At 67.7% G+C, this 18478-nt stretch carries 18 protein-coding genes; 3 read left to right on the top strand and 15 right to left on the bottom strand.

The window, feature by feature from the left end; genetic code table 11:
• Window positions 1-239 precede the first annotated feature (239 nt).
• The 6 genes from JYG32_RS16405 to JYG32_RS16380 form a co-directional block, all read right to left on the bottom strand.
• On the bottom strand, window positions 240-3458 hold the full coding sequence (locus tag JYG32_RS16405; RefSeq protein ID WP_213264110.1) for an error-prone DNA polymerase: 3219 nt from the start codon (window positions 3456-3458) through the stop codon (window positions 240-242).
• A gap of 6 nt (window positions 3459-3464) precedes the next feature.
• Window positions 3465-4952, bottom strand: coding sequence for a Y-family DNA polymerase (locus tag JYG32_RS16400; RefSeq protein ID WP_213264109.1), 1488 nt, complete (start codon window positions 4950-4952; stop codon window positions 3465-3467).
• Window positions 4885-5592 (bottom strand): translesion DNA synthesis-associated protein ImuA, encoded by a 708-nt coding sequence (gene imuA / locus JYG32_RS16395; protein WP_213264108.1) that lies wholly within the window; start codon window positions 5590-5592, stop codon window positions 4885-4887. Before imuA ends, JYG32_RS16400 begins: the two co-directional genes overlap by 68 nt.
• Before the next feature lie 285 nt (window positions 5593-5877).
• The gene (locus JYG32_RS16390; protein ID WP_174383368.1) at window positions 5878-6672 is read right to left on the bottom strand and encodes an ABC transporter ATP-binding protein; all 795 of its coding nucleotides are present in this window, start codon (window positions 6670-6672) and stop codon (window positions 5878-5880) included.
• Window position 6673: 1 nt separating this feature from the next.
• Entirely contained in the window at window positions 6674-7570 is an 897-nt protein-coding gene (locus tag JYG32_RS16385; RefSeq protein WP_047899080.1) for an ABC transporter permease, read from the bottom strand.
• Between the two features lie 139 nt (window positions 7571-7709).
• The gene (locus JYG32_RS16380) at window positions 7710-8675 is read right to left on the bottom strand and encodes an ABC transporter substrate-binding protein (protein ID WP_213264107.1); all 966 of its coding nucleotides are present in this window, start codon (window positions 8673-8675) and stop codon (window positions 7710-7712) included.
• A gap of 322 nt (window positions 8676-8997) precedes the next feature.
• Between JYG32_RS16380 and JYG32_RS16375 the strand changes: the two genes are divergently transcribed.
• Entirely contained in the window at window positions 8998-9306 is a 309-nt protein-coding gene (locus tag JYG32_RS16375) for a VF_A0006 family four-cysteine protein (protein WP_213264106.1), read from the top strand.
• A 103-nt stretch (window positions 9307-9409) separates the two neighbouring features.
• Here the strand turns inward: JYG32_RS16375 and JYG32_RS16370 are convergent, their stop codons facing one another.
• Both JYG32_RS16370 and JYG32_RS16365 read right to left on the bottom strand, forming a co-directional pair.
• A complete protein-coding gene (locus JYG32_RS16370; protein ID WP_174383365.1) occupies window positions 9410-10225 on the bottom strand; it encodes a MetQ/NlpA family ABC transporter substrate-binding protein in 816 nt (271 codons plus the stop codon).
• 204 nt (window positions 10226-10429) lie between these two features.
• Window positions 10430-12055: a methyl-accepting chemotaxis protein gene (locus JYG32_RS16365; RefSeq protein WP_213264105.1), complete on the bottom strand. Its 1626-nt coding sequence runs from the start codon at window positions 12053-12055 to the stop codon at window positions 10430-10432.
• Window positions 12056-12297: 242 nt separating this feature from the next.
• On the opposite strand from JYG32_RS16365, the gene JYG32_RS16360 reads away from it, so the two are divergent.
• Window positions 12298-12588, top strand: coding sequence for a YciI family protein (locus tag JYG32_RS16360; RefSeq protein ID WP_047899084.1), 291 nt, complete (start codon window positions 12298-12300; stop codon window positions 12586-12588).
• Between the two features lie 144 nt (window positions 12589-12732).
• Here the strand turns inward: JYG32_RS16360 and JYG32_RS16355 are convergent, their stop codons facing one another.
• From JYG32_RS16355 to JYG32_RS16335, 5 genes are all read right to left on the bottom strand, one after another.
• Window positions 12733-13350, bottom strand: a complete 618-nt coding sequence (locus JYG32_RS16355) for an SCO family protein (RefSeq protein ID WP_174383363.1) — start codon at window positions 13348-13350, stop codon at window positions 12733-12735.
• Window positions 13351-13368: 18 nt separating this feature from the next.
• The gene (gene cyoE, locus JYG32_RS16350) at window positions 13369-14271 is read right to left on the bottom strand and encodes a heme o synthase (protein WP_048247036.1); all 903 of its coding nucleotides are present in this window, start codon (window positions 14269-14271) and stop codon (window positions 13369-13371) included.
• A gap of 8 nt (window positions 14272-14279) precedes the next feature.
• Entirely contained in the window at window positions 14280-15392 is a 1113-nt protein-coding gene (locus tag JYG32_RS16345) for a COX15/CtaA family protein (protein WP_174383362.1), read from the bottom strand.
• Window positions 15393-15417: 25 nt separating this feature from the next.
• A complete protein-coding gene (locus JYG32_RS16340) occupies window positions 15418-16044 on the bottom strand; it encodes an SCO family protein (RefSeq protein ID WP_174383361.1) in 627 nt (208 codons plus the stop codon).
• A gap of 65 nt (window positions 16045-16109) precedes the next feature.
• A complete protein-coding gene (locus tag JYG32_RS16335) occupies window positions 16110-16820 on the bottom strand; it encodes an SURF1 family protein (RefSeq protein ID WP_249744560.1) in 711 nt (236 codons plus the stop codon).
• Between the two features lie 84 nt (window positions 16821-16904).
• Between JYG32_RS16335 and JYG32_RS16330 the strand changes: the two genes are divergently transcribed.
• Window positions 16905-17114, top strand: a complete 210-nt coding sequence (locus tag JYG32_RS16330; RefSeq protein ID WP_174383359.1) for a twin transmembrane helix small protein — start codon at window positions 16905-16907, stop codon at window positions 17112-17114.
• Between the two features lie 167 nt (window positions 17115-17281).
• On the opposite strand, the gene JYG32_RS16325 is transcribed toward JYG32_RS16330, so the two are convergent.
• A complete protein-coding gene (locus JYG32_RS16325) occupies window positions 17282-18139 on the bottom strand; it encodes a cytochrome c oxidase subunit 3 (protein WP_174383358.1) in 858 nt (285 codons plus the stop codon).
• 138 nt (window positions 18140-18277) lie between these two features.
• Entirely contained in the window at window positions 18278-18478 is a 201-nt protein-coding gene (locus tag JYG32_RS16320) for a DUF2970 domain-containing protein (RefSeq protein ID WP_174383357.1), read from the bottom strand.

Below are 18478 nucleotides of genomic sequence, written 5' to 3'. Positions count from 1 at the left end.
AGCGGTGCGCAAATCGCCGAAAGCCTTGCCCGGCAAGCGTTTTAGCGCCGATAAAGCCTTTGTTTACAACGCCGTGCGGGATAGGGATTTACCCGGAGTGGTATGCAAGGGGACAGTTCCGATGCACGGTTCAGCCGGGTTTCGGGTGTGAATATGAGACCGGAATAGAACCAGTTGAGCCGACTGGTATGCATCGTCTCGCGAAGCGCCGGGCGGGCCGGCGGTACGCGTCGGTGGCGTCAGTGGAATTCGCGGCTCGACGTGCGCAGGCCGCCGAGCAGCGGCGTCAGATCCTCGAAATGCTGCGCGACGAGGTGCCTCACGTCGCTCACGACCTGCCACACGCCGGACGCCGCAAGCAGCCGCGAATCGAGGGTTTCGCGGCGCTGCCGCGCGAGCAGTTCGGGCCGGACGATCACGTTCACGCAGCCGGTTTCGTCCTCGAGCGTCATGAACATCACGCCTTTCGCGGTGCCCGGCATCTGCCGCGCGGTCACCAGCCCGCACGCGCGCGCAAGCCGGCCGTCGGGGCGGTCGCGCAGTTCGGCCGCGGACGACAGCCGCCGTGCGCACAGCGCAGGCCGCAGCAGCGCGACCGGGTGGCGGTTCAGCGTGAGGCCGGTGGTGTGATAGTCGGCGAGGATGTCGTCGGCCTCCGACGGTGCGCCGAGCGCGGGCTTCTCCACTTCGTCGATCGGCGCGGCGGCGAGCAGGTCGCGCTCCGGCGCCGCGGCGACGGCCTGCCACAATGCGTCGCGGCGATGGCCGGCGAGCGTCGCGAGCGCGTTCGCGGCGGCGAGCGCTTCGAGGTCGCGGCGTTCGAGCTGCGCGCGGCGCGCGAGGGTGTCGACGTTCTCGAAGGGGCCAACTGCGCGTGCGGCTTCGATGCGGCGCGCAGCGGCTTCGCCAAGGCCGCGGACGAGCGACAGGCCGAGCCGCACGGCGGGCGGGCCGTGTGGCGGCGGCTGGCCGGGCAGCGCTTCGAGCGACGCTTCCCAGCCGCTTTGCGTGACATCGATCGGCATGACCTGCACGCCGTGCCGCTTTGCGTCCTGCACGAGTTGCGACGGCGGGTAGAAACCCATCGGCTGGCTGTTCAGCAATGCGGCGAGGAAGATCGCCGGTTCGTGGCATTTGAGCCAGCTGCTGGCGTAGGCGAGCTTCGCGAAACTTGCCGCGTGGCTCTCGGGGAAACCGTATTCGCCGAAGCCCTTGATCTGCTCGAAGATCTGTTCGGCGAATTCGCGTGTATAGCCGCGTTCGAGCATGCCGTAGACGATCTTGTCGTGATACCTCTCGAGATTGCCCTTGCGTTTCCATGCGGCCATCGCGCGACGCAGTTCATCCGCTTCGCCGGGTGTGAAACCCGCGGCGACGATCGCGATCTGCATGACCTGCTCCTGGAAGATCGGCACGCCAAGCGTACGAACGAGCACCTCCTTGAGTGCCTCGCTCGGATACGTCACCTCGCCCTCTTCCTCGCCAGCGATGATCCTGCGCCGCTTCAGGTACGGATGCACCGCGCCGCCCTGGATCGGCCCCGGCCGAACGATCGATACCTGGATCACGAGATCGTAGTAGTTGCGCGGCCGCAGGCGCGGCAGCATCGACATCTGTGCGCGCGATTCGATCTGAAACACGCCGACCGTGTCGGCGCGGCAGATCATGTCGTAGGTCGTTTCGTCCTTTTGAGGAATGTTTTTCAGCGCGAACGGTTTTCCGTCGCGCAGCGGCGGCCCGCGCCACGCAGTGACCATGTCGAACGCGCGATGCAACGCCGACAGCATGCCGAGCGCGAGCACGTCGACCTTCATCAGCTTGAGCGATTCGAGGTCGTCTTTATCCCACTGGATCACGCGCCGCCCGTCCATCGCCGCGTTCTCGACCGGCACGAGCCGCGTGAGCTTGCCTCGGCTGATCACGAAGCCGCCCGAGTGCTGCGACAGGTGGCGCGGGAAATTGAGCAATCGCCCCGACAATTCGGCCCATGCGCGAATCATCGGCGTCGCCGGGTCGAGCCCGGTCGTCGCGAATTGCTGCAGCAGATCACGGCTACCGTCGAACCAGCGATGCCCCTTCGCGACGCGGTCGATCAGCATCGGATCGACACCGAGCGCCTTGCCGGTTTCGCGCAGCACGCCGCGCGGACGATAGGTCGAAACGGCCGCCGCGAGTGCCGCGCGATCCTTGCCGTATTTCTTGTAGATATGCTGAATGACTTCTTCCCGGCGCTGATGCTCGAAGTCGACGTCGATGTCGGGCGGCTCGCCGCGCTCCTTGCTGATGAAACGTTCGAACAGCATCGTGCTCTGCTCGGGATTCACCTCGGTGATGCCCAGGCAGTAACAGACTACCGAGTTCGCTGCCGAGCCTCTGCCCTGGCACAGGATGTTCTGGCTGCGCGCGTATTTGACGATGTCGTAGACGGTCAGGAAGAACGGCTCGTAATCCAGTTTCGCGATCAGGGCGAGTTCATATCGGATCTGCTTTGCTACTTTCTCCGGCACACCATTCCAGTAACGCCGAGCCACACCCGCCCACGTCTCCTGCTTCAGGTAGCTCGTCGGCGTATGTCCGCGCGGCACGAGTTCGAGCGGATATTCATACTTCAACTCGTCGAGAGAGAAATGGCACGCATCGAGAATCGCGCACGTTTCCGCGATCTCGTCCGGTGAGTACAGTTGCCCGATTCGCCCGAGCGAACGCAGATGCTGTTCCGCATTCGGCGCGAGCGCATACCCGCATTCCATCACCGGCATCCCGAGCCGGATCGCCGTCATCACGTCCTGCAGCGCCTTGCACGAGCGCAGGTGCATCGTCACGTCGCCGAGCGCAACGACGCGCACGCCACGCCGCTCGCCCGCCGCTCGAATCTCCTCGCGCTGCCCCCCATCCAGCGCGCGCTGCAGTTGCACGAGCCCGAGCCGTGCCCGCTCGCCGAACGTCGCGCGAAACCACGCGACCTGCGCATCGAGCACGTTCGCGCGAACCGGATACGCGGGGACAAGAATCGCGAAGCAATCCGGCATCCCGCGCAGATGCGCAAATTCCTCGGGCGGCGCCGACAGCATCCGCGACGTCAGTCGGTACGTGCCCTTCGGCGCCTCCATCCGTCGCCACGAGATCAGCTCGGACAGGTTGCCGTAGCCCTCGCGGTTCTGCGCGAGCAGCACGAGCCCGAACGCGCCGGGGCCCGGATCGTGGCCTGGTGCGACTTCATCCGGTGTTACTTCGAAATACGAACCGATGACGAGCGGCAGCCCTTTCGCCTTCGCCGCGACATGCATGCGCGGCGCGCCCGCGAGCGAGCATTCGTCGGTGATCGCGATACCACGGTAGTGGAGTTTCACTGCGCGCTCGACCAATTCCTCCGCATGCGACGCGCCATGCAGAAACGAAAAGTTCGAACGGCAGAACAGCTCCGCGTAGTCAGGAAGAAACTTGTATTCCGCAGCCATCACCGCTCACCCGAACAGGCCGTGCAGAAACCAGTGCGGGTCCGCCTGGCTGCTCGTCCGCTCCCTGAATACCCAATAGCACGCGCCCTCTTCGTCCTGCGCAACGTGATAATCGCGCGCGGCCAGTTGACCATCGAACCACCCTGCCTCGATCCGCTCCGCCGACGACATCATCCTGAGCGGCGTATGAAATACCGGCCGCTCCCCGCGCATCAGCAACGGCAGCGGCTCGGCCAGCAGCCACGCGGGACGCGGCGGCACGGCCGGCGGGCCGCCGGCCGGCTTGCCGGCCTGCGCATCGAGCGGCAGCCAGCGGTTCGCGGCCTCGGGCCGGTGATCGGCAACCGGCGCCGCGCGCAGCACGTTCTCCGCACCGAGCCGCGCGACCAGCAGCTCGAACAGCCGCGCGCGCGTCTCGCGCGTGCCGCCCGGCTCGGGAAACAGATCGTCGGCCGGCGGTGCGACCGACTCGACGCGCGTGGCCTTCAGACGCACCGCGATCACCGCGGCCGGCAACTCGACGCGCGCGAGCCGCTCGCCGAGCAGCCGCATGAAGTGCGCCTCGTCGCGCACGGGCGCGGCGAACGCGAGTTCGAGCGGCGTCGGCGGCACGGCCTGGCGGCCGCGCTCGTGCTCGAGATCGAACGTCATCGCGGCCAGCGACAGTTGCCGCGCGGCCAGCCAGCCGCAGAGCTGCACGACGAGCCGCCGTGCGGCGAACAGCACGGCTTCCGCATATTCGACGCGCTCCGGCAATTCGAGCCGCACGTCGAACACGGGCGGCACCGCCATCCACGCAAGCGGCTCGACCGCATCGCCGTACGCGCGATCGAGCGCGGCCAGCAGCGCGGGGCCGCAACGACGCTGCAGCCCTGCGCGCGGCAGGCGGCGCAGATCGGCGAGCGTGCGGCAACCGAGGCCGTCGAACCAGCCTGCATACGGACGCGCATCGGGCAGCAGCACACAGGGCAGGCCGTCGAGCAAGCGGACGAGCGAGGCCTGGCCGGCGACGCGGCGCCGGATGCGCGCGCGCGCCGACGTGCGCGCGAGCAGCCACGCGCCGCGCCCGGTCGGCGCGGCGGACAGGCGCGCCGCATAACCGAGCGCCGCGAGCGTCGCGCGCGCCTGGCGGCACAGCGACGGCAGGCCGCCGAACAGGCGCAGGCTCGGGCCGACGTCGACGATCAGCGTGGCTTCGTCGTCGAGCACGACGCACGGCGAGAAGCGCAGCAACGCGAGCGCGACCGCGCGCAGCGCATCGGCCTCGCGCGCGGGATCGCGTTCGACGAGCTGCGTCTCGGGCGCGAGCGTCAGCACGCCGCCGCGCTTCATGCCCGCGCGCACGCCTTGCCGGCGCGCGGCCGCATCGGCGATCAGCACGACGCCTTGCTCGAGCACCGCACAGCCGGCGCCGCCGGCCGCTGCGTCAGACGGGTGCGGGGTGCACACGTCGAGCGGCAGGCGCGGCAGATGGATGCCGAGCAAGACGCGCATAGCGGCTCTCCACGATGGGCGACGGCAGGTCGAGCACGAGCGGCTCGCTGCGCGCGGGCCCGCGACGCTTGACGATGTCGAGCGACACGCCGCCCGGCACGGGATACAGCGCGACGCGCAGCACGGCCGGCGACGGCTGCCGCGCGGCCGACAGCGGGCGCAGCATCACGAACAGCGTGTCGCCCGTGCGCGCGGCCGCGAGATGCAGGCGCCGCAGCGCATCGGGCCGCGCGTCCTGCCAGAGCAGCAGCGCGCCGCAACAGCCGGTCTTGAGCGCCTGCTCGGCGGCCCACAATGCATCCGTGCGGTTGCCGGCGCGCAGCCACAGCAGCGCGTCGGCCGGCACGCCGAGACTGGCGAGCGCGGTCGCATGCGGCGATTGCGGCGGCGCGACGAGCGCGAGCGGACGCCGGGCGCTGACGGTGCGTGCGAGCGCGGGCGCGAGCAGCCGCATCTCGCCGCAGCCCGGCTGCGCGGCCAGCAGTTCGACGAGCCCGCCGACCGGCCAGCCGCCGCCCGGCAGCTCGGCGGACAGCGGCGCGAAGCCGGTATCGACCGTGCGCGGACCGCCGCGCGCGAGCTGCGAACCGCGCCAGAGCGACGGATGAAGGGATTCGGGAGAAATGGAGGATGCGAGCATGACGCCACCCACAACTGTATGGATATACAGTATATGGCAATGCGCTTGCGTCGCACAGCGCCGGTGCGAAACCGGTTTTTGTCGGAAGAAAGGCAGAGGAAAAGCCGGCGCGCCCGTCATGCGACGGCGCGCCGGATCGGGCGTGGCCGGATCATGCCGCCCGAACACCCGCCGTCACAACCATCCGGCCCGATGCGACGCACGCGCGCCGAATCATCGGGCCCGATCGGCACTCAAACCGGCACGATGCAGCACCCCGCATCGCGCCGGCCCGCCCGTCGCCCGTCAGCCGAGCAACAACGCGTCGTCGTCGAGCTGCTCGTGACGCACCTTCTCGAACATCTGCAGCAGGTCCGGCACGTCGAGCCCCTTGCGCGCGTCGCCCGACACGTCGAGCACGACCTGCCCCTGGTGCAGCATCACCGTGCGATCGCCGTAGTCGAGCGCCTGCCGCATGCTGTGCGTGACCATCATCGTCGTCAGCTTGCTCTCGGCGACGATGCGCGCGGTCAGTTCCAGCACGAACGCGGCCGTCTTCGGGTCGAGCGCGGCCGTGTGCTCGTCGAGCAGCAGGATCCGCGACGGCCGCAGCGACGCCATCAGCAGGCTCACCGCCTGCCGCTGGCCGCCCGACAGCAGCCCGATCCGGTCGGTCAGCCGGTTCTCGAGGCCGAGGTTCAGGAGCCGCAGCTTGTCGCGGAACAGCTCGCGCGACGGCCGGTCGAGCGCGGCCCGGAAGCCGCGCCGCACGCCGCGCGCCGTCGCGAGCGCCATGTTCTCCTCGATCGTCAGCGCCTCGCAGGTGCCGGCCATCGGATCCTGGAACACGCGCGCGACGAGGTGCGCGCGGTCCCATGCGGGCTGGCGCGTGACGTCCGCACCGTCGATCGAGATGCGCCCCGCATCGACGCGCTGGTCGCCGCTGACCGCATTGAGGAAGGTCGACTTGCCGGCGCCGTTCGAGCCGATCACCGCGACGAACTGGCCGTCGGGAATCTCGAGCGACAGCCCGCGCAGCGCGCGCGTCTCGATCGGCGTACCGGGATTGAACGTGAGTTTCAGGTCTTGTGCGGACAGCATGTCATGCCCCTCCGTTCTTGCGCGCGAACAGCTTCTTGCGCGTCGCCGGCAGCACCAGTGCGATCGTGACGAGCGCGGCCGTCACGAGGTTCAGATCCTGCGCCTTCAGGCCGATGAATTCGCTGTTCAGCGCGAGCGCGATGAAGAAGCGGTAGACGATCGCCCCGAGCACGACGGCGAGCGTCGTCAGCACGAGCCGGCGCGCGGGCAGCAGCGTCTCGCCGATGATCACCGCGGCCAGCCCGATCACGATCGTGCCGATCCCCATCGAGATGTCCGCGCCGCCCTGCGTCTGCGCGAACAAGGCGCCTGCGAGCGCGACGAGCGCGTTCGACAGCGCCATCCCGGCGAGCGTCGCGCGGCCGGTCGCGATGCCTTGCGCACGCGCCATCCGCGGGTTCGCGCCGGTCGCGCGCATCGCGAGGCCGAGCTGCGACGAGAAGAACCAGTCGAGGCCGAGCTTCGCGACCACGACGACGATCGCGAGCAGCGCCGGGCGCAGCACGTAGTCGGGCATCCAGTCGGGCTGCAGCACGGTGAACAGCGTCGGCTCGGTGATCAGCGGCACGTTCGGCCGGCCCATGATCCGCAGGTTCACCGAATACAGCGCGATCATCATCAGGATGCTGGCGAGCAGATCCATGATCTTCAGGCGCACGTTGAGCCAGCCGGTGATGAAGCCGGCCAGCGCGCCCGCGACGATCGCGAACGCCGTCGCGGAGAACGGATCGTAGCCGGCCGAGATCAGCGTCGCGGCGACGGCGCCGCCGAGCGGAAAACTGCCGTCGACGGTGAGATCGGGGAAGTTGAGGATGCGAAACGAGATCAGCACCCCGAGAGCGACGAGACTGAAGATCAGGCCGATCTCCAGCGCGCCCAGAAACGAGAACAGAGACATGATGGGGAAATCCTGTTGCTTCCCGGCCGGACGTGTACGGCCGGGTGAAGCGAACGGGCGACCCCGGGTGGGAGCCGCCCGTCCGGCGGTGTCGTTCAGGCCCGGATCGGGCCCGCAAGCGCAGCGGTCGGGCCGCGGCTTACTTGATGACCGTCTTCGCTTCCTTGACGAGATCCGACGACAGCGTGACGCCCTGCTTCGCGGCCGCGCCCGTGTTCACGAACAGCTCGAGGTTGCTGCTCGTCTCCGACGCGATCGCGCCCGGCTTCTCGCCCTTCAGGATGCGCGCGACGACCTTGCCCGTCTGGCGGCCGAGGTCGCCGTAGTTGATGCCGAGCGCCGCGATGCCGCCGCGCTTCACGCTGTCGGTGTCGCCCGCGACGAGCGGGATCTTCGCTTCGTTCGCGACCTTCACGAGCGCTTCGTACGCGGACACGACGTTGTTGTCGGTGTTCGTGTAGATCACGTCGACCTTGCCGATCAGGCTCTTCGCGGCCGGGCCGATGTCGACGGTGCGCGGGGCAGCCGCTTCCTTGAGCGTCATCCCCTGCTTCGCGAGGATCTCCTTGAGCGCCTTCACGACGACGACCGAATTCGCCTCGCCCGGGTTGTAGACCATGCCGACCGTCTTCGCATTCGGCACGACGCGCTTGATCAACGCGACCTGGCGATCGAGCGGCAGCTTGTCGGACACGCCCGTCACGTTGGTGCCCGACGGGCTCCAGCCCTTCACGAGCTGTGCGGCGACCGGATCGGTCACGCCCGAATAGACGACCGGCACGCTCTTCGTCGCCGCGACGACCGACTGCGCGGCCGGCGTCGCGATCGCGACGATCACGTCGGGCTTGTCGCCGACGAACTTGCGCGCGATCTGTGCGGCCGTGCCCGTGTTGCCCTGCGCGCTCTGGTATTCCCACTTGAGCTTGTCGTCGCCGTAGCCTTCCGCCTTCAGCTCGGCGCGCACACCGTCGCGGATCGCGTCGAGCGCCGGATGATCGACGATCGACAGCACCTTGACGGTCTGCGCGTGCGCGGCGCCTGCCAACGCGAATACGGCCACGCCGGCCGTGATCGAACGGATCGCGAAAGTCTTGAATCGCTTCATGGGTGTGTCTCCCCCGTATTGTGTCAGTTCTGGATGATGGATTCCCGCCGCCGTCGGACGGGCGCCGCCACGCGTACAACACGGCGGCGGCCGGCCCGCACACACCCCGGGAAGGCGTGCAGCGGCGAACGCACGAGGATACCATTTCCGCAGACCACCGCCTGACTCCGCGCTTTCGTGCGGCGCGCCGGATCGCGGCACCCGCCGAGGCCCGCGACCGCGCGCGAAGCCCGGCCGGCGGCGGCTCCGGCCAACCCGCCAGCCGCGCTCACGGCTTTACGTTATGCTGTCGGCCGACCCAATCCACTCCATCGGAGGGCAGATGAAACGGGGAGTCCGTGCAATCGCATTCGCGGCCGTCGCGCTGACGCTGCCGGGCGCGGCGTTCGCGCTGACCGACGGCTATGCGCAATACGACGAGTGCATGCTCGGCGCGCTGCGCGAAAGCCGCAACGGCGCGGCGGCCCAGTTGATCCAGCGCTCCTGCGACGCGCTGTACCGCAACAACGCGATGCTGCTGCCCCGCGAGCGGCGCTTTCACGAGTGTGTCGTGCAGTCGCTGCCGGGCGTGCGCGACAACTACGCGATCCAGCAGATCATGTCGATCTGCTCGCGGCGCGGCGAGATGTGAGCGAGCGCTGACCGCCGGGCGCCGCGCGGCCGCCAATCGGCCGCGCCAATGAAAAAGGGCCCGCAGGCCCTTTTCGTTCAGCGGTCCGACCGGTGTGCGGCGTTCAGAACGACGCGACCATCGAGCCCTTGAACTGCTTCTTGATGAATTCCTTCACTTCCGGCGACTGGTACGCCTTGACCAGCTTCTTCACCCACGGCTGGTCCTTGTCCTTCGCGCGCACGGCGATCAGGTTCGCGTACGGGCTCGTCAGCGCTTCGAGCGCGATCGCGTCCCTGGTCGGCTGCAGGTTCGCGGCCAGCGCGTAGTTCGTGTTGATCACGGCCGCGTCGACGTCCGACAGCACGCGCGGCAGTTGCGCGGCGTCGAGCTCGGAGATCTTCAGCTTCTTCGGGTTCTCGGCAATGTCGAGCACCGTCGCGTTGTTGCCGCCCGTGCCGGCGCCCGCCTTCAGCTTGATCACACCCTGCGTCTGCAACAGCAGCAGCGCGCGGTTCTCGTTCGACGGGTCGTTCGGCACCGCGAGCTTCGCGCCTTGCGGCAGATCCTTCAGCGACTTGAACTTCTTCGAATACACGCCGATCGGCGAAATGTAGGTCAGGCCCGCGCTGACGATCTTGTAGCCGCGCTGCTTCACCTGGCTGTCGAGGTAGGGCTGATGCTGGAAGCTGTTCGCGTCGAGGTCGCCCGAGTCGAGCGCCGCGTTCGGCTGCACGTAGTCGTTGAACTCGATGACCTTCACGTTCAGGCCTTCCTTCTCCTTCGCGACCTTCTGCACGAGTTGCCACACTTCCGAATCCGGGCCGGCGACCGTGCCGACCTTGATCACCTTGTCCTCGGCATGCGCACCTGCCGACAGCGTCAGCGCTGCACCGGCGGCCAGCACGGAAAATACCTTCAGGAGACTGCGACGCTTCATCTGTTTCTCGCTTTCTTGCTTACTGGAAATGGGGCGCGATACGGGTATGCCCCGACTCGCAGGAAGGCGCAAATGGTGTCACAGGATCGGCGGGAAGTGAAATACATCCCGCTCATATGGATATGCACCGCGGCGGTGCCGGCAGACGATGCGCGGCTTGGCCGTTAGTTGCGTTTGTGCGTGGCGCGCATCAACCAGCCCGCGTCACGCGACCACTGCTTCGTCGGCCGCCTTCGTGCCGAACGCGGGCTCGACTGCCCGACCCGACGAAACGCCGCCGGCGCCGACGACCCGGAACGCGCCGATCGCATCGCGCAGCCGCGCGGCCTGTTCCTGCAGCGACGCGGCGGCCGCGGCGGCCTCCTCGACGAGCGCCGCGTTCTGCTGCGTGACCTGGTCCATCTGCGTGACGGCACGCCCGACCTGCGTGATGCCGCTCGCCTGCTCCTCGGATGCGGCCGCGATCTCGCCCATGATGTCGGTCACGCGCGCGACGGCCTGCAGGATCTCGCCCATCGTCGTGCCGGCCTGGCCGACCAGCGTCGAGCCGTTGCGCACGCGCTCGACCGAGTCGACGATCAGCTCGCGGATCTCCTTCGCGGCCGTCGCGCTGCGCTGCGCGAGCGAGCGCACTTCGCCCGCGACCACCGCGAAGCCGCGGCCCTGCTCGCCCGCGCGCGCGGCCTCGACCGCCGCGTTCAGTGCAAGGATGTTGGTCTGGAACGCGATGCCCTCGATCACGCCGATAATGTCGGCGATCTTGCGCGAGCTGTCGTCGATCTCGCCCATCGTGCCGATCACGCGGTTCACGACGTCGCTCCCCGTGCGCGCGATGTCCGACGCGTTGTTCGCAAGCCCGCTCGCCTGTCGCGCGTTGTCCGCATTCTGCTTCACCGTCGCGGTCAGTTGCTCCATGCTCGCGGCCGTTTCTTCCAGCGACGCGGCCTGCTCCTCGGTGCGCTGCGACAGGTCATCGTTGCCGGCCGAGATCTCGCGGCTCGCCGACGCGATCGCTTCGGCCGACTGGCGAATCCCGCCGATCGTCGCCTGCAGCCGCGCCTGCATGTCGCGCATCGCGGCCATCATGCTCGTGCGGTCGCCCGCGCGCACGGACACCGGCTGCGTCAGGTCGCCCTGCGCGATGCGGGCCGCGAGCGCGGCCGCTTCGTCGGGTTCGCCGCCGAGGCTGGCGCGCACGTTGCGGATGATCACCAGCATCGCGGCGCTGATCACGAAGCCGATCACGAACACGACCGCGAGGTGGCCGAGCAGCGTCCGGTAGTAGATGGTGTCGATGTCCTTCAGGAAGACGCCGCTCGAGATGTTCCAGTCCCACGGCGCGAAACGCGTGACGTAGCTGATCTTCGGCACGGCGGTCTCGCTGTGCGGCAGCCGTCCGCGATATTCGGCGAAGCCGCTGCCGGTCGCCTTCGCGGCATCCAGGATCGTGACGAACAGCGGCTTGCCGTCCGGATCGAGATAGTCGCCGACCTGCGTGCCGACCAGCTTCGGCAGCGTCGGATGCATCAGCACGACCGGCTTCGAGTCCATCACGAACACGTAGCCCGAATCGCCGTAGCGCATCGCGGCAAGGCTCGCGAGCGCATCGCGCTTCGCGTCGGCCTCGGGCAGCGCGCCGCTCTGCGCGAGCGCGTGATACGCCGTCACGATGCCTGCTGCCGAGTCGACGAGATTCGCGATGCCGGCCTTGCGTTCGGCGAGCATCGTCGCGCGCGTCTCGTAGGCGCTCCATGCGCCGACGCCCAGGAGACCGATCCATACCAGCGCAAGCGCGAGCCACAGCTTGCGGTTCAAACTCAATCTGCTCATCTGCGTGCCTTTGTCGATGTCGATCACACGATGCGCACGAACGGCCTGTCGCGCGCAAACGGTTGCCCATCTATTTACGGCAACGAGGCTTACAACTTGAATACGCGCCGGTGCGGCGAACCGGCGGCCGACACACAGCCGTCGCCCCGCCACGCGCCCGCCGGCGCGACAGCCCGCATCCGCTGTGCTACAAAGACCGGCTGGCCGGCGCGCGAAGCGCCGGCGCCATTCCGGGGCCATCCATGTACGTCATCGACATCCACTACACCGCGTCCCTCGAGCGCATCGACGACGCGCTCGAACGCCACCGTGCGTATCTGCAGCCGCTGCTCGACAAGGGCATCTTCATCGCGGCGGGGCCGAAGGTGCCGCGCGAAGGCGGCGTGATCCTCGCGGCCCGCATCGATCGCGACGAACTCGACGCGATCCTGAAGACCGACCCGTTCGTCACCGAGGGGCTCGCGACGTATCGCGTGACGGAATTCCGGATCACGCGCGCCGCATCCGGCTTCAACGTGCCGGCGCTGCCGTAACGCGGCACCTGCGCGGCACACAGGCGCGTGCCGGCGCACCGCCCGGCGGGCAGCGCATGCAGACGACAAGGGAAAGAGAGAAAGCGCGACGGCGCAACACGGCCGTCACGCGAAACGCCGGGCCGGGCGCCCGGCGAATGCCGGTCAGTCGACCAGCAGCTTCAGGTCGTGGACCCACGGGCCGGCGCCCTGGCCGTCGCGCACGAACAGGCGCAGCTTGCCGTCGCGATCGAACACGTAGCTCGCGGCGGTGTGATCCATCGTGTAGCTGCCGGGCGTCTTGCCGGGCACCTTCGCGTAATACACGCGGAAATCCTTCGTGACCTTCTTCAGCGCCGCTTCGTCGGCCGGCCGCAGGCCGATGAACGACGGATCGAACGCGGGCACGTACTGGCCGAGCAGCGCTGGCGTGTCGCGCTCCGGATCGACGGTGACGAACAGCACCTGCACGCGCTTCGCGGCATCGGGCCCAAGCTGCTTCAGCGCCTCGGACAGTTCGGCCATCGTCGTCGGGCACACGTCCGGGCAGTGCGTATAGCCGAAGAACATCACGACTGCACGGCCCTTGAAGTCGGCAAGCGTGCGCACCTTGCCGGCGGTATCGGGCAGCGAGAAGTCGTTGCCGAACTGCGTGTTGCCGGTGATGTCGAGATTCTGGAATTTCGGCGCGTTGTCGCATCCGGCGAGCAGCAGCGCTGCCGTGAATGCACACGCGAGCATCCAGCCTTGGCGCGCGCGGCGCCCGAACCGTGAATGGAGCATTGCGTTCAAACCGTGCGGTTACACGCCGAGCAGCGGGCGTGCATAGTGATCGACGAGCAGCGCCGCGAACAGCAGCGACAGATAGACGATCGAGTAGCGGAAGGCCTTGCGGGCGAGTTCGTCCGAATAGTCGCGGTAGATCTTCCACGCATACGCGAGGAACACCGCGCCGAGCAGCACTGCGCTCGTCAGGTAGACTGCCCCGCTCATCCCGGAGATGAACGGCATCAGCGTAACGGCGAACAGGATCACCGTGTACAGCAGGATGTGCAGCCGCGTGAACTTCTCGCCGTGCGTGACGGGCAGCATCGGCAGCCCCGCGCTCTCGTAATCCTTGCGGCGATAGAGCGCGAGTACCCAGAAATGCGGCGGCGTCCACACGAAGATGATCAGCACGAGGATCCACGCGTCGCCGGGCACCGCGCCGGTGACCGCGGCCCACCCGAGCGCCGGCGGCATCGCGCCCGACGCGCCGCCGATCACGATGTTCTGCGGCGTCATCGGCTTGAGCAGCAGCGTGTAGATCACCGCGTAGCCGACGAACGTCGCGATCGTCAGCCACATCGTCAGCGGGTTCGTGAACGTATAGAGCGTCCATGCGCCGACGCTGCCGAGCACGGCCGAGAACACCAGGATCTGCGGCGTCGTGATCTCGCCGCGCGCGGACGGGCGCCATGCGGTACGACGCATCATCGCGTCGATCTTCTGTTCGACGAGGCAGTTGATCGCGAACGCGGCGCCGGCCAGCAGCCAGATGCCGACCGTGCCGCCGATCAGCACATGCCACGGCACCATGCCCGGCGTCGCGAGGAACATGCCGATCACCGCGCAGAACACCGCGAGCTGCGTGACACGCGGCTTCGTCAGCGCCATGTACTGGGAAAAACGGCTACCGGGCGATTGGGAGAGGGTGCTTTGCATGGGGGCGGTCACGCCGGGGCGGCGTCGCGCGCAGGCTGCGCGACACGGCCGGGGCGGCTTGAAAGGATGCGAAAGTTTAACATGACGACGAGCAGCAGCAGGATCGCGGCCCCGCCGTTGTGCGCGACGGCGACCGGCAGCGGCCACTGCAGCACGATGTTGGTCAGGCCCGTCACGAACTGCAGCAGGACGACCAGCAGCACGCCGTTCGCGGGCCGCCGCAGCGATTCGAAGCGGCGCATCTTCAGCGCGAACGCGACCAGGTAGGCGACCACGACGAACGCGAACGTGCGGTGCGTCCAGTGGATCGCGACCAGCGCATCCTGCGTGATCGCGTCGCCGTCCTTCGTCATCCCGAGCGCGCGCCACAGGTGGAAGCCGTGCTGGAAATCCATCGGCGGGATCCACTGGCCGTTGCAGGTCGGGAAATCGGTACACGCGAGCACCGCGTAATTGGTGCTCACCCAGCCGCCGAGCGCGATCTGCACGACCAGCAGCACGAGCGCCGCGAGCGCGGCCGCGCGGTAGCGGCCGGCCTCGGGATCATGCGACGGCAACGGCGTCTGCCGCGCCGCGAGCCAGCCGAGCGTGCCGAGCAGCATGAGGCCGAGCAGCAGGTGGATCGTGACGATCACGGGCTGCAGCTTCATCGTGACCGTCCACGCGCCGAACGCGCCCTGCACGAGGATCAGCAGCAGCAGGCTCGTCGGCCACCACGGCGACACGTGCAGCGGGCGGCGGCGCAGCCGCGCGGACCACGCGATCACGACCTGCGCGATGATCAGCACGCCGATCGCCATTGCGAAGTAGCGGTGGATCATCTCGATCCATGCCTTCGTCATGCTGACGGGGCCCGTCGGCATCGCCTGGTGCGCGGCCGTGATCGCGGCGTGCGCGATGAACGGCGACGACGTGCCGTAGCAGCCGGGCCAGTCGGGGCAGCCGAGCCCCGAATCGGTCAGCCGCGTGAAGCCGCCGAACATCACCAGGTCGAGGGTCAGGAACGTGGTGATCCACACGAGCTTGCGGAACTTGTTGTCGTCGGCCTTCACCCACACGTACGACAGCGGCAGCAGCGCGATGCAGAAGCCGATCAGGCCGAGTTGCAATAGATACGACATCGGAATGGTGCCTCGTTGTATCGCCTTAGCCGATGCTCGACCACTTCAGCAGCTTCGTGACGTCCGCCTTGATCTTGCCGGGATTCGGGTCTTTCGGGAAACGCATCATCAGGTTGCCGTTCGGGTCGACCATGTAGATATGGTCGCTGTCCTTCGTGCCGGCGTCGGCCGGCAGCCAGGCGGCCACCGCGGCCGGATCGGCGACGAGCCGGCGCGTATCGGGGTAGGCTTCCAGCACCTTCGGCGGCATCGCGCCCGTATCGCTGCGCAACCACACCATCGTGATCCGGTGCCGTTCGCCCGCCTGCGTGACGCGGATCTGGCGCATGAAGTAGAGCTTCTGCGCGCAGGCGTCGTCGCACGCGCTGCGGTCGGTCATCACGAACAGCCACACGCCGCGCAGCGACGACAGCGGCACCGTCTTGCCGGTTTCGTCGGTGACCTGCAGATCCGCCGGGATCGGGCGCTGCGGCTCGATCAGCGTGCCGTAGTTCGTCGAACCGCCCTTCGGCTTGATCACGTAATAGGTGAAGTACGACGCGAGCATCGGCGCGGCGCACACGAGACCCAGCAGCACGAGCATCCAGCGGCCGCGCTTGCGGGCCGCAGGCGAGATCGGCGCAGCGGCCGGACCCTGACGGGAAGATTGCATGGACAAATCAGACCTCTCGAAACGAACCCGCGGCGCTTGCGCCGCGTCCTGGCATGGCATGGCACTCATGCGCCGGCCGACTTCTTCGTTGCACGCCGCGCGGCATACAGGCCGAAGCCGAGCGCGGCCGCCGCCATCGCCCACCACTGAAACATGTAACCGTAATTGCGCTCGACGCCGGTCGTCGCCGCCGGCCAGTCGCGCACGAGCTTGTCGCCGTCGTCGCTCGTCTGCTGGATCACGAACGGCTGCAGCGGCAGCCCAGTTTCCTTCGCATACGCGGCGACGTCCAGGTTCTGCCGGATCTTCTGGTGCGCCGCCGATCCGCCTTCGCCGAGTTCGAACGCGCGCGACGCGTCGGCGCGCGCGATGCCAACGATCTCGACGTCGCCCGTGGGCGTCGCGAACGACTCGATCGCCGTGCGATCGGCGATGTTGCGCGGCAGCCAGCCACGGTTGACGAGCACGACGCCGCCGCCCGTGAGTTTAAACGGCATCACGACGTAAAAACCCGGCTGGTCGTTATACGGCCGATTGTCGAGGAACACGGCTTGCTCGGGCAGGAAGCGGCCCTTCGCACGCACGCGATGAAACTCGATCGACGCGAGCGGAATCGGCTGCGCGCCGACATCGACGGGCGCCGCATGCTCGTAGCGCACGATGCTCGCCTGCAGCGCTTCCTTCTGGTGCGCGCGGTCGAGCTGCCAGAAACCGAGACGGATCGTGACCGCGACGACGACGAGAACCAGCAGCGCAGGCAGCCAGCGAATCTTCATCGTGCGGCCCGCCGGGCACATTCACGAAAGCGAAGTGCGATAATTATCCCCTTCCTTTCGAATTGCCGTCGTCCGGTTCGTGTCATGCACATACTCGTTCCCATCGCCTTCGTCCTCATCATCGCCAGCATGGGCTCGGCGCTCTACTTCATGATGCACGACCGCGGCCACACGAAACGCATGGCCTGGTCGCTCGCCACCCGCGTCGGGCTGTCGGTCTCGCTGTTCCTGTTCATCCTGCTCGCGAACTGGATGGGCTGGATCCATTCGACCGGCCTGCCGATCGGACGTTGACGCATTTGCCGCCGCGGCCCGCTGCAACCGCTGTGACATTTCGCCGCATAGCCGCGCCACCAAGCAAAAGCGCCGCCTGACTGAGTCGCGGCGGCGCCAGGGTGGTGTCGGCTCGCGCCAACACCAATGAAAACGGCCCGCGCATTGCTGCGCGGGCCGTTTTTCCATTACAGCCAGTAGACGACGACGTACAGGCCGAGCCAGACGACGTCGACGAAGTGCCAGTACCAGGCGGCGCCTTCGAATGCGAAGTGGTGATCGGGCTTGAAGTGGCCACGGATCATCCGCACCAGCACCACCGCGAGCATCGTGCCGCCGAGGAACACGTGGAAGCCGTGGAAGCCGGTCAGCAGGAAGAACGTCGAACCGTACACGCCCGAGTTCAGCGTCAGGTTCAGTTCGTTGTACGCGTGGAAGTACTCGAAGCCCTGCAGGAACAGGAAGCAGATACCGAACGCGAGCGTCGCGGCCAGCCATGCGATCGCCTTCTTGCGATGATCGTCGCGCAGTGCGTGGTGCGAGATCGTCAGCGTCACGCCCGACGACAGCAGGAATGCGGTGTTCAGCGTCGGGATCGGCCACGGGCCCATCGTCTTGAAGTGACCGGCGAGCGCGGCGGGGCCTTCGTTCGGCCACACGGCGGAGAAGTCCGGCCAGATCAGCTTGTAGTCGAGGCTGCCGAGCTGGTGCAGCGCGATTTCACGCGCATAGAACAGCGCGCCGAAAAACGCGCCGAAGAACATGACTTCGGAGAAGATGAACCAGCTCATGCTCCAGCGGTACGACTTGTCGACGTTCTTGCCGTAATGACCGCCTTCCGATTCGGCGATCGCGTCGCCGAACCAGTGATACAGCGTGAAGAGCAACCACAGCAGGCCGAGCAGCGCCGTAAACGGCGCCCAGTCGTGACCGTTGATCCACAGCGCCACCGATCCGAGCATGACCAGCAGGCCGATGGCCGCGCTGATCGGATGCTGCGACGGATGCGGCACGAAATAGTACGGGGTCTGGTTTTGACCGCTCATGCTTGATTCTCCACTTCAGTCCAATTTGTGTACCGGAAACCGCTCCGGCTTTATTTCTTGCGCGGCGCGACCGCCACCGCTCTTTCCTGCACGCAGCACCGTGGCGCTGCGCACTGCATTCTTTCGTAGCCGCGGGCCTCAGCCCACGACGGCGCGCACGATCAGGATCAGCACGCCGATGAACACGCCGGCCGCGATCAACGCGACGATCAGCACGTGCAGCGGATTGAGCTGCGTCGCGTCGGCCTCGAGGTCGCGCCGCTTGCGCACCCCGAAGAACGACCACAGCACCGCTCTCACCGCCTGGCCGAACGATCCGCCCCGCTTGCCCTCCGTCAT

The organism is Burkholderia pyrrocinia, assembly GCF_018417535.1.
In the GTDB taxonomy this organism is placed as follows: domain Bacteria; phylum Pseudomonadota; class Gammaproteobacteria; order Burkholderiales; family Burkholderiaceae; genus Burkholderia; species Burkholderia pyrrocinia_E.
The sequence above is the reverse complement of the archived record's forward strand: the minus strand, read 5'-3'. Positions and strand labels throughout refer to the sequence as shown.